9 protein-coding genes are annotated in these 12,010 nt (G+C 32.3%); 6 read left to right on the top strand and 3 right to left on the bottom strand.

What is annotated here, in order from left to right; translation table 11 throughout:
- Nucleotides 1–133 precede the first annotated feature (133 nt).
- A complete protein-coding gene (spoIISB, locus tag BAU23_RS30185) occupies nt 134–310 on the top strand; it encodes a stage II sporulation protein SB (RefSeq protein WP_000852617.1) in 177 nt (58 codons plus the stop codon).
- An 18-nt stretch (nt 311–328) separates the two neighbouring features.
- Here spoIISB and BAU23_RS12330 read toward each other — a convergent pair whose 3' ends face one another.
- Nucleotides 329–718, bottom strand: coding sequence for a YxeA family protein (locus BAU23_RS12330; protein ID WP_000714165.1), 390 nt, complete (start codon nt 716–718; stop codon nt 329–331).
- Nucleotides 719–935: 217 nt separating this feature from the next.
- Here BAU23_RS12330 and pepD point away from each other — a divergent pair, with 217 nt between their 5' ends.
- Nucleotides 936–2,405 carry a beta-Ala-His dipeptidase gene (gene pepD / locus BAU23_RS12325; RefSeq protein ID WP_000287559.1) on the top strand — a complete coding sequence of 490 codons (1,470 nt, stop codon included), beginning with the start codon at nt 936–938 and terminating at the stop codon, nt 2,403–2,405.
- Between the two features lie 649 nt (nt 2,406–3,054).
- Here pepD and BAU23_RS12320 read toward each other — a convergent pair.
- Nucleotides 3,055–4,191 carry an exosporium leader peptide-containing protein gene (locus BAU23_RS12320; RefSeq protein WP_071734555.1) on the bottom strand — a complete coding sequence of 379 codons (1,137 nt, stop codon included), beginning with the start codon at nt 4,189–4,191 and terminating at the stop codon, nt 3,055–3,057.
- A gap of 855 nt (nt 4,192–5,046) precedes the next feature.
- The gene (locus BAU23_RS12315) at nt 5,047–5,517 is read right to left on the bottom strand and encodes a DUF5065 family protein (protein ID WP_071734554.1); all 471 of its coding nucleotides are present in this window, start codon (nt 5,515–5,517) and stop codon (nt 5,047–5,049) included.
- 454 nt (nt 5,518–5,971) lie between these two features.
- Between BAU23_RS12315 and BAU23_RS12310 the strand changes: the two genes are divergently transcribed.
- The 4 genes from BAU23_RS12310 (at nt 5,972) to BAU23_RS12290 (ending at nt 11,768) form a co-directional block, all read left to right on the top strand.
- A complete protein-coding gene (locus tag BAU23_RS12310) occupies nt 5,972–6,631 on the top strand; it encodes a CatB-related O-acetyltransferase (protein ID WP_000682542.1) in 660 nt (219 codons plus the stop codon).
- Between the two features lie 481 nt (nt 6,632–7,112).
- Nucleotides 7,113–8,426: a D-alanyl-D-alanine carboxypeptidase family protein gene (locus BAU23_RS12300; protein WP_000677646.1), complete on the top strand. Its 1,314-nt coding sequence runs from the start codon at nt 7,113–7,115 to the stop codon at nt 8,424–8,426.
- Between the two features lie 355 nt (nt 8,427–8,781).
- Nucleotides 8,782–9,375 carry an SGNH/GDSL hydrolase family protein gene (locus tag BAU23_RS12295; protein WP_016129451.1) on the top strand — a complete coding sequence of 198 codons (594 nt, stop codon included), beginning with the start codon at nt 8,782–8,784 and terminating at the stop codon, nt 9,373–9,375.
- 425 nt (nt 9,376–9,800) lie between these two features.
- Nucleotides 9,801–11,768 carry a penicillin-binding transpeptidase domain-containing protein gene (locus BAU23_RS12290; protein WP_000737748.1) on the top strand — a complete coding sequence of 656 codons (1,968 nt, stop codon included), beginning with the start codon at nt 9,801–9,803 and terminating at the stop codon, nt 11,766–11,768.
- Nucleotides 11,769–12,010 lie beyond the last annotated feature (242 nt).

Genomic DNA, 12,010 nt, shown 5'->3' with positions numbered 1-12,010 from the left:
AAAAGGAGATACATTACAGCAAGTAGAAGAGTTAGAAGAAGAATTAAAAAGAAAATGATACTTGTACATACTGTCTACATTTGCGATATAATATAAATAGAAGGTTGTATCTTTTTGAAAAGGGGGAGAAGAGATGGCTGAAGTAAATGTACAAAAGTCTTCATTTTTTAAAGAAAAAAAAGATGAACCAAATACAGATTTCTCTCTTGTGAAAGGTGCATTAACGGAAAATATAAATCGTTTAGAGAAACTGATGAATAATAGCGGTTCAAAATATATACGAGTGAAAAAAACAAAAGAAAATGCATAGTGCATTTTCTTTTGTTTTTTATTTAGCATTTAACTTTTCTTTTACTTTTGCAGGTAAGTCAGCTTCCTGAACCTCTTCATATGACTTCACTTCAATTGATGATATTTCATTTTTGCTCTTATCATCTTGATCTACATAAAGACATAAAAATGCTTTTTCATTTAATTTATGTTCGTTTGATGCTTTCTTACTTCTAAATGTAATTTGTTTTTTTACTCCGTCTTCGTCATATGCGGGCAGCGTGTAGTTTCGTAAGTTTCTACCTTCTACTTTTTCGATAGTTCCTTCGCCTTTTATCTGCACATAATACACATCTTTACCAATTCGATTTAGTGATGCTCGCTCACACCCAATAGTAATACTAGAAAATAATAAACATAGTGTAATAATTGATAAAAACTTTTTCATTTTCTTTATCTCCTTCAATTTGTTTCTTTACACAGTATACGGCTATTATGAAATGAGGAAAATCGATATAGCTTACAACACCCTTACAATGTTGTAAGAGTGTTGTACATAAAATGAATAATATATTAAAAAGTTAAAAGAAAGGTAAAATAATGAATCATGGTATAATGATTAAAGACTTACATATTATTTTGTCATTTTGAGAGGAGCTTGAAAAATGTATTCTACTTTAGAACAATTAACAAAGCACCCTGTATTTTATCATTTTGCAGAAATTTCAAAGATTCCTAGAGGATCGGGTAATGAAAAGGAAATTAGTGATTATTTAGTGGGCTTTGCAAAAGAGCGTAACTTAGAAGTGATTCAAGATGAAGCAATGAATGTCATTATTAAAAAAGACGCAACTACTGGCTATGAAAATGTACCAGCTATTATCATTCAAGGTCATATGGATATGGTATGTGAAAAAAATCAAGCAACCGTACATGATTTTGAAAAAGATCCAATTGAATTACGAATCATTGGGGACATGTTATATGCAAATCAAACGACTTTAGGTGCTGATAATGGTATTGCAGTTGCGTATGCATTAGCTCTATTAGATTCAAAAGACATTCCGCATCCAGCACTTGAAGTAGTTATTACTACTGAAGAAGAAACGACAATGGGCGGAGCTTTCGCTGTTGATTCAAATCATTTTGAAGGAAAGATTTTTATTAATATTGATTCTGAAGAAGATCATAAATTACTTGTAAGTAGCGCAGGTGGTGCGAAAGCAGTTGAAACAATTCCAGTAATTTGGGATGAAGCGCCAGCGAATATGGATGCATACCGTCTATATGTTGGTGGTCTAAAAGGCGGACATTCTGGTATGGAAATTGATAAACAACGCGGTAATGCGAACAAAGTATTAGGACGAGTATTACGTGATTTATCAGCAACTATTCAATTTGATATAAGTGAGGTTCACGGCGGATTAAAAACGAATGCAATTCCGCGTGAAAGTGTAGCTACACTCGTATTACGTACAGAAGATGTAGAGAAAGTAGAAGAAAAACTAGTATCATGGACAAGAGTATTACAAGAAGAAATGCGTGCTGTTGATCCAGATGTTCATGTAACACTTACAAAATTGGATAAAGCAGGAGAAAAAGTATTTGCTAAAGAGACACAAAAGCAGCTTATTTCATCATTATTCTTAATTCCGAACGGCATTCAAAGTATGAGCATGGATATTAAAGGTCTAGTAGAAAGCTCAACAAATTTAGGCGTTATTGAAACGTTGCAAGATGAAATTAAATTACGTAACGAAGTGAGAAGTTCTGTCAGTAGTTTAAAACAACATGTTGCAAATGAAATTAAATGTATTGCCGAATTAGTTGGTGCAACATTTGAAATAGAGTCAGAGTATCCAGAATGGCCATACAATCCGAATTCACAAATTCGTAATTTGTTTGAAAAAGTGCATCAAGAAAAATACAACAAGGATGCTGAAATCTTCGCTGTACATGCAGGTATTGAATGTAGTGCATTCGTTCAAAAGATGCCTGACTTAGATGCGATTTCATTTGGTCCAGACATTTTTAACGTTCATACACCGGATGAACATATTAGTATTTCTTCTGTTGTGAATAACTGGGGATTCTTCGTTGATGTAATGAAGGGTACGAAAGAATTAGCTAAATAATATGGATGAAATGAAAAGTAGCCTATAAAACTGTATAGGCTACTTTTTTGTATTGAATTTTATTAGAAATTCATTTTTCATTAGTATGTACTATTAAGTTTTACAGCTAATAATGATTAAGTGCTGTTTTTTTTAGTACTTATGAAGGGGGAAATATACTTTATTGTATATATACTTCTGTTTATTTTATATTTTGTTTTATTTGTGTTATAGCAAAATCGTCATATGTTACATTTTAATGTATTAATATATATCCGAATTAATGCATAGGGAGATGGTACATTATATTTTGGTTAGGATGTATTTTAGGATACATTGTAGGACTGGTTATTACAAGTGCATTACTTTATTTTGGTTTTCGATCCGAGGAAGAACAAAAAGAAGATATACAAAGAAAAATGATAGATGAATTTGTAAAAAAGGAAATGGAGCCACTGACGGAGATAAAGAATAATGGGAAGGAAGTTCAATGGAATTTGAATTTTTTTAAGAAATAATTACTTTGTTTATCATATAGATTCATTTTTGAATATTGGATTTACTTAGAAACGAAAAAAGTCTCTCCAATAAGATTTGAAGAGACTTTTCTCTCATATACCATAACAACTTAGCTTGTATAGAAACAGGGTTTAAGTTCTTTCTAAGGTATTTATGGAGTACCGATAGTTCCTGCGAGCAATGAAGCAATTCTATCTAAAGCTTCCTGTACTGTTGTAGGAGGAGGAGCAGCCCAATTTATTGGATTGATAGGTGCATAAGCTAAATCGAAAGCGTCATCAACTCTAATTAAAGAAGTATTTGTTCCTATAAGAGTTATTCGGGAACGAATAGGTAATGAATCAACTGTCGCTCTGACTCTTGTAATAACGTTATTAACGCCATTGACATTTAAATTCCCTGAATTAGGACTGGGATTAAAAATGTTTTCTGTAATAGCAAAACTGGTTAAATTTAAAGGGTCAATTGGAATATGACCAGATTGTACATTAATAATGACATTACCATTTATTCCTCCACCAACTAAATTGACTTGAGTATCTGTGGTCGCTTGTGAATTAATAGTAATATTACCATTAGAAACGAATGAAGCAAACATCACCATGTTAATGCCATTTTGAGTATAACCAGCGGATAACATTGAGTCACGGATATTAACTTGATTCACAGAAGTAGATAAAGCTGTGAATATAGGAGTAGGGGTTATATTAACGCTAACAAAGAATAATTTACCTGAAACACTTTGCGCTGTTTGAAAGTTAAAATCAAGTGGCCCACTTATTAATGACAGATTGACAAACCCAGATCTAGGATCTTGTGAAAAATTCAAATCAAACCAAGTCGGATCATTTATATCAAAAGGAATTTGTAATCTAGTTAATAAAGTACTAGTCCCTATCAATTGAATGTTAGCTTTTAAATGAATTAATGGTTCAATATAGGTACCGGGTCCAATTTTGATAGCATAACGTTTAGTTATATTTAAAGTATCCGGAAATGGCGCTATTGCATCCGTTATTGATGCCATTGCTGCAGTAACTGTTAAAAACGGTGCACATTCAGAACCATCAGCGGTAACGTCATTACCAGCTTTGTTTACATAGACTATTTGAGTGAATATTGGTAGTGGCTCTATACATCCAGGTCCAGTGTCCCCAGTAGATCCAGTGGGCCCGGTAGGTCCGGTGTTGCCAGTAGGCCCAGTAGGAAGTGTGAATGGTGGAATAGGTGGTAAAGTAGGTCCGACTAAATTAGGATTTACTGAAGAAAAAGATAAAAACTCGTCCATAATAATTTCACCTCTGAAAAATTAGTATTACTAATAATAAATGCAGAAGTAGAGAAAAGCGAAATGGACAAGTGAAGAATTAGACAATGGAATTTTCATAAAAGCGTTATTTGAAAGAAAAGGAGAATGAAGATGGATCAAAAAATAAAAGGGCATTTTATATTAGGAATTGGATATCACGGTCTAATCATAAAGATGAACTTACTTTATAACAATTAGAATACGACCCAAAAATCCAGAAAGAGTTGGGAGCTTTCTTCGAGCAAGAGTGAAAAGAATGGTCAGCAAATTATATTGATGGTGGATGGAGTTTTGAAGAGGAAGATATTTGAATAGAAAGTGACAGCTGAAATGTTTGGGGCGTATTAGCTGTCACTAAAATAGATATTAATTTTTATTATTAGTTTTTTTTAGTTAGTATTTTTTCTCTTATTTCTAGAGGGAATTGTACCAAAGATTGCTCCGGATACTGCTCCGATTAAAGTCATAAAAATTGCACTCCATGCTGCAAATGACATTATTACACCTCCAAATAATAAATTATTGTTTCTTAGCCTTTTGAATAGAAATGATAATTGCGACAACTATTAAGAAAATAAGAGGAGACCAAGAAAAGAAAGACATGTAATATTCTCCTTTCAATATTAATTTAAAATACTTATATAAATAAATTATCGCATGTTTAAAGCATGAACATATCGAATTGTAGGATATAAAGAAAGTAAGGATTTTTTCTAACCTTAAAAGGGCAGACAATCAAAAAGCTCTCTACCTTATATAAGGCAGAGAAGCTTTTAAAATAGTTTTTGTCTAATAACTATAGTATCCATTATTTATTGGTGAGATAAACGTAAATTATTTTGAGATTTTAAAGCTGCCCCCATAATAATAATTTTCTCCAAGTTTCATAACAGCTACATATGTTCCTGGATTATAAACCGTAGTAATAGGTGTTACAAATCTACCATAATTATGTGTTATACCTGAGTCGTAAATGGTTTTATATCTATGTAAGTTTATTCCATCATTTTCATTTCCACTCAATTGATATATTTTTACAATACCAGTATCCTTACCACCAGTATATATATTAGCATCGAATGTATCTCCATGCTTTAAGTCACCAACTGCTAACTCTTCTAAAAAATCTGCATTATGATGTAATAAAAAATAGCTTTGCCACCGCCAATTATCTGTAAATTGTGATTCTTTTTGTATAAGTTGCGATTCAGCAGACACAGGTGGGATTGTACTAATTGTATTTGAAAATAAAAATCCTCCAACAGTCAATGCACCGATAATTGTTGATTGCTTTAAAAGTTTCATCATCTAAACCTCCTAATTAATAAAGGATTCAGAAATCATTTTTGTGAAAAACTAGCTGTGAAATCTAATGGTTGATAATATCTTCTATAATCATATTAACATTTATTGATTTATCAGACAAATCAATAAATAATAAAATTATATCGAGGGAGTGAAGGCTAATATAAGAAAGAAGTTAGAGATATAGCTAATAAATCTTTATTATATGTAATTGCGATATATTATTTGAAACCATGATTATTTTAAAACTGAAATTTCAATGCACACCTTAAGTTTGAGCACATAATTTTACAATTTGACTTATGTAATTTATCACGTTATGATTTTTTTATTATAAAAGAAAGGCTTGAATATAATGATTCGTCGTTTGAGAAAGCTAAAAAATGTAGCGGTCGTATTAAGCTTCTAAGTGAATTACAAAGATCTATAATACTTAGAAGCGAGGAATAAAGTTATGAAGCATCCATTATTTAATCATTGGTCAGAAACGAAGTATTTAAAAGATATAGTAACAAATCCACTCATAGAAGTAGGAGAATACTCCTATTATTCTGGCTATTATAGTCATCAAAATTTTGAAGATGGCTGTGTAAGGTATTTGTGGGGAGACGCTAAGTCCCGAGCACTTTTCAATCCAATTGAACAGATGGGATGGCATCTTGATAAACTCATAATTGGGAATTATGTTTGTATTGCCAGTGGAGTAGTCATATTAATGGGTGGTAATCATAATCATCACTCAGAATGGATTACAGTATATCCATTCGCTGAGCAAATTGAACAATCATATGAACCGAAGGGTGATACAGTCATTAAAAGTGATGCTTGGATTGGAATGAATGCTATTATAATGCCTGGTGTTACAATCGGTGAAGGTGCAATCGTTGCAGCAGGATCTGTCGTAAGTAAAGATGTTCCGCCGTATACAATAGTTGGTGGGAATCCTGCTAAGGAAATAAAGAAGCGGTTCACTGATACAGAAATGAATATGCTAATGGAGATGCGTTGGTTTGATTGGGATAGAGAGTTGATTGAGAAGGCAATTCCTCTATTATCTAGTCCAGCCATTGAACCATTATTTGCTTTTTATAAAAATGAAGTAAAAAATAAATAAATCAGCTAGAAAAACTACATTCAATATAGGATGTAGTTTTTTTATTATAAAAAACTAATAGTCTAGACTAAGGAAAATTCATCTCTGGTATGAGTATAGCAAATAGCTGAATTGAATAATTAAAATCCTTGATAGCTAATAAACGAATGTTTGGCTACTGGTATGCCTCGATATTTAATCGGGACACACTGGTTTTATTTTTTATAAATGTGGAACAAATGTATTACTTAGATTGTCTATTAAGTGTAATCCTAAAAAATATGAAAGTACGAATCATTTTGAAAAATACAAAGGTATTAAAAAGAGGGATGTGTGTGGGAATACTGAGTGTCAGTGTGTCTAAAAGGGTGGGATGAGATGTTCTATATGAAAGTGGTCCTAATGTCTTATATGTATATAGAATTTGATAACGCTGTCCATTTTTTGAAGGATTATGTTAGAACAACTTTTTTTGAGTACAAAGATATTGGAGGTAACAGAAGTGAAAGGTATGTTTTGCAAGAGATTTATTGCAATAGTAACAGTGCTTACACTATTTTGTAGCATGATCGTTACATTTGGAAGAGCATCAGCGGAAACAGTTCCTGCTATAGACGTAGAAGCAGGATCAGCAATTTTAGTAGAAGCAAATTCTGGAAAAATTTTATATGAAAAAAATGCAGATGAATCATTAGCAATTGCTAGTATGACAAAAATGATGAGTGAATACTTAGTTCATGAAGCGGTGGATAAAGGAAAACTCAAATGGGATCAAAAAGTTAAAATTTCTGAATATGCATATAAGATTTCGCAAGATCGCTCATTATCAAACGTTCCATTAGAAAATGGTGGCTCTTATACGGTAAAAGAGTTATATGAGGCAATGGTAATTTACTCTGCAAATGGAGCAACAATTGCTTTAGCTGAAGAGATTGCTGGAAAAGAAGTCAATTTCGTGAAAATGATGAACGATAAGTCAAAAGAGTTTGGAATGAAAAATTATAAATTTGTAAACTCTACAGGTTTAACAAACCATGATTTAAAAGGACATCACCCAGAAGGGACAACTCCAGACGAGAAAAATAAAATGTCCGCAAGAGATTGTGCGATTTTAGCACAACGTCTTATTCAAGATTTCCCGAAAATATTAGATACAGCAAAAATCCCTAAAAAAACATTCCAAAATGGTGGCAAGTATCCGATTGATATGACGAACTTTAACTGGATGTTAAAAGGTTTAATTAAGCAATACGAAGGTGTAGATGGGTTAAAAACAGGAACTACTCCAGAAGCCGGAGATTGTTTTACTGGTACAGTAGAAAGAAACGGTATGCGTCTAATCTCTGTAGTGATAAAAGCAAACTCTCATACAGCACGTTTTGATGAAACCAAGAAATTATATGATTATGGATTTGCGAATTTTGAAGTGAAGAAGGTCTATGGAAAAGAATCCGTAGTAAAAGGGTATGAAACAGTGCGAGTAGCAAATGCAAAAGACAAAGATGTAGTAGTTCAAACGAAGCAAGCTATTTTACTTCCAATACCAAAGAGCAACAAAGACGTTTATAAAAAAGAATTTAAAGTATCGAATGAAGAACAAGAAGCACCTATTAAAAAAGGTGTAACAATTAGTAAAATGATTATCTCGCCTAAAGATAGTACAGATCCTGGGTTTTTATTAGGTAAATCATTACAAGTAGACCTTGTAACAAAATCTGATGTAGAACAAGCTAATTGGTTTACACGTTTTATGCGCGAAATAGGATCTTTCTTTAGTAGTATGTGGGATAGTGCAATTGATATAGTAAAAAGCTAATTTTATAGTCTGAAACAAAAAAGTTTCAAAGTATTATAGATTTTTATGTAGACGGCTTGGAATTAAAGATTGCATTGATTTACAAATTTGGTCCTCCGGAATTTTTGGTATTGCTATCAAGCTAAAATAAATTTGTGTCCATATAATCAAAAAACGCTATTCTTTTTGTAGAAATATACAAAAAGAATAGCGTTTTTTATGGTTTTTTCGATTTAAAGGGTTCTGATGCAAGGATAGTTTAATAAAGTTACACATGGTAAAAATATTCAATATGCCATTAAATCACAATGAAAATAGATATACGCTGTAAACTATTATATAGTGTAGATATAAATAGCAAAAAGGGGGATTAGATATGTGGAAGCGTTTTGTAGCGATTGGTGATAGTTTTACAGAGGGGATAGGGGATGAAGTTGAGGGAATAGCATTAAAAAGCTGGGTAGATCATTTTGTTCAACTGTGTGTAAACGATATAGAATATGCTAATTTTGCAAAGCGTGGATTAGTAACTAAAGAAATTCGCTCACAGCAATTGGAAAAGGCATTAACTTTTAATCCAGATTTGGTTAGTCTAATTGCAGGTGCAAACGATGTTTTAAAAGGACGTTGGAATCATCAAGCATATAAGAACGATATGGAATTTATGATAGATACATTAAGTAAAACAGATGCTGATATTATTATAGCAAACCTTCCAGATTTTACAGTTCGGCTTCCTTTTTCTTCTGAAAAAAAACAAGTATTAAAAGAACAATTATTAGAGGCAAATGAAGTTATACTTTCACTGAGTAGCGAGTATAAGCTTCATCATGTTGACTTTTGGAATCATCATTTAGTTAATGACAATACGCTTTGGTCTACAGATTTAATTCATCCAAACTCAAAAGGATATGTAAAAGTTGCTGAATTGATTTTTAGTAGTTTGCCTGTACATGACTCTTCTAAATAAACTGTAGAATGACCTAAACTCCTGTCGCATGCTGTACAGGGGTTTTTGGTGTGAAAAAGAAGGATATAGAGTGCCTATAAATTATACTTTAAGTAATTCTTTTTATTGTCTATATTTTTGTTATTTTCTGGTGCAGAATCCTTAGTAAAAGGATTCTTTTTTTTGTATCAAAAATCTATAAAGAAAAAAGATAAGATCGGTGAAAATGAACTAAAAGGTATTTAAAATAAAATTGTTAAAACAACACTAATAATGATAACGTTCGCTAAATATATTCGCTCCTTATGTTTGGAAGAAACTTAAAATCTTCCCTCCCGGAATGCAGCTTAACCATAAATTTAATCTTTTTGTAAATATGGAACAATTTCATTACTTACACTGTCTATTAAGCGTTAAAACATTTTTAACTAAGGGAGAAGATTGAATTGAAAAAATTATGGATGCTGCTTTTCTTTTGTTTCGGAGTTATGTTGGTAGGATGTAATAAAGACGAACCGCCAAAACAAGCATTTGAAGAATATGTTAATTTATGGAATGATAAAAAATTTACAAATATGTATGATCATTTATCAGAAAATGCCAAAAAAACGATTTCTAAAAAGGATTTCGCAGAGAAATATCAAAAAATCTATGAGGGTATAGGAGTTAAGAATTTAAAAGTTAAAACGAAAGGCGAGAATACTAAAGATAAAGAACTTTTTCTTTTTGAAGTTAATATGGATACAGATGGAGGAACTGTTTCATTCATCCATGAAGCAAAACTCGTGAAAGATAAGGAATCTTGGAAAATAGATTGGACGCCAGACTTCATTTTCCCAGGTATGAAAAAAGATTACAAAGTACGTATGCAAACAGAGCAAGGAAAACGCGGAGAAATATATGATCGAAATGGAAAAGGGCTTGCAACGAATGGTAAAGCGACTGAGGTTGGAATTATTCCAGAGAAACTAGGCGAAACGGCAACGCAGACAAAAGAAATAGTAGCACAATTACTTGATATGTCTATAGAAGAGGTCGAACAGAAGCTCACAGCGAAATGGATAAAACCAGACTCCTTTGTACCAATTGGTATTTTAAATGAGGGAGCCAGACAGAATGATTATATTGAATTAGAAGGAGTTTCATCTCGACCAGTAAATATTCGTACGTATCCATTAGGAGAAGCAGCCGCACACTTAACTGGATATATAGGAAAGGTAAATGCAGAGGAGTTAAAATCGCTTCAAAAAAAAGGTTATCAAGCAGATGATTTAGTAGGTAAGACGGGTTTAGAGAAAGTACTAGAGAATAAATTGCGTGGTGAAAAGGGTGGACGCGTATTTATAGAAGATGAGAATGGGAAAGAGATTAAAAACGTAGCAAAAAAAGAAGCAAAAGAAGGGGAAAATGTCACGTTAACAATTGATGCTGCAATTCAAGAAAAAATCTTTAATGAGATGAAAAATGAAGCAGGATCTAGTGCAGCGATCAATCCTAAAACAGGAGAAACAATCGCACTTGTAAGTAGCCCTGCTTATAATCCAAATACAATAGTTAGAGGAGCATCAAAAGCGCAACGAGAAGCATGGAATAATGACTCGAAACTACCAATGATGAATCGCTTTACACAAGCATTTGTACCAGGTTCCGTATTTAAAACGATTACCGGTGCAATTGGTTTGGAAACAAACACAATAAATCCTAAAGAAGAATTTAAAATTCAAGGATTAAAGTGGACAAAAGATTCATCCTGGGGAAATTATTATGTAACACGTGTGAAGGAAGCTAGTCCAGTTGATTTTGATAAGGCAATGAAGTACTCTGATAATATTTATTTTGCTCAACAAGCTTTGAAAATGGGGAAAGATCAGTATGTAAATGAATTTAAGAAATACGGATTTCACGAAAAATTACCAATCGAATACGAATTTCCTATTTCAATCATTGCAAAAGATGGGATAAAAAATGATATTCAACTAGCAGACACGGGATACGGACAAGGACAAGTATTAATGACACCACTTCATTTAGCATTAACATATGCGCCGATTGTGAATGAAGGGAATATTCCGTCGCCACATCTTTTAAAAGAAACAAAAGTAGCGGGGAATTGGAAAGAAAATGTGGTTTCTAAAAAGAATCAAGAGATATTAAAAAGTGCATTAATAAAAGTCATTAATGACCCTGATGGCGCGGGGAGAATCGCTAAGGTTGATGGTGTAAAGCTTGCTGGTAAAACAGGTACAGCAGAACTGAAAGAGTCGAAAGAAGCAGACGGAAAAGAACTTGGGTGGTTTGCAGCTTTTGATGCAAATGCGCCAGACATGATTGTTACCATGATGATCGAAGATGTAAAAGGAAGAGGGGGGAGTAATGTTCCGGGCGAAAAAGTAAAACATGTTTTTCAGAAATAATACTTAATTAAAAGGTGAAATTTACTTCTTTAGTAAATATGCAAATCTTACCGATTCAAGATTATATTAGGAATCGGTTAATTCATGTCTAAATGCAGATTTTATGATTTTAATAATCGTATTTAATTTCGTGTTTTTTACACAATTAAATACGATTATTTTTTATTTGAAAATTATAAAACAACAAATTTAAAATGTTAAATTTAATAATTGAAATTTAAAAAATAATAGATATTATACTT

This window comes from Bacillus nitratireducens (assembly GCF_001884135.1).
Classification (GTDB): Bacteria; Bacillota; Bacilli; order Bacillales; family Bacillaceae_G; genus Bacillus_A; species Bacillus_A nitratireducens.
Note: the sequence above shows the minus strand (reverse complement) of the source record. Positions and strands in the feature narration are given on the sequence as shown.

Bases quoted from the DNA above. Each gene is read 5' to 3' on its own strand.
- spoIISB (WP_000852617.1), top strand. From the start codon at position 134: ATGGCTGAAGTAAATGTACAAAAGTCTTCATTTTTTAAAGAAAAAAAA.
- BAU23_RS12330 (WP_000714165.1), bottom strand. From the start codon at position 718: ATGAAAAAGTTTTTATCAATTATTACACTATGTTTATTATTTTCTAGT.
- pepD (WP_000287559.1), top strand. From the start codon at position 936: ATGTATTCTACTTTAGAACAATTAACAAAGCACCCTGTATTTTATCAT.
- BAU23_RS12320 (WP_071734555.1), bottom strand. From the start codon at position 4,191: ATGGACGAGTTTTTATCTTTTTCTTCAGTAAATCCTAATTTAGTCGGA.
- BAU23_RS12315 (WP_071734554.1), bottom strand. From the start codon at position 5,517: ATGAAACTTTTAAAGCAATCAACAATTATCGGTGCATTGACTGTTGGA.
- BAU23_RS12310 (WP_000682542.1), top strand. From the start codon at position 5,972: ATGAAGCATCCATTATTTAATCATTGGTCAGAAACGAAGTATTTAAAA.
- BAU23_RS12295 (WP_016129451.1), top strand. From the start codon at position 8,782: ATGTGGAAGCGTTTTGTAGCGATTGGTGATAGTTTTACAGAGGGGATA.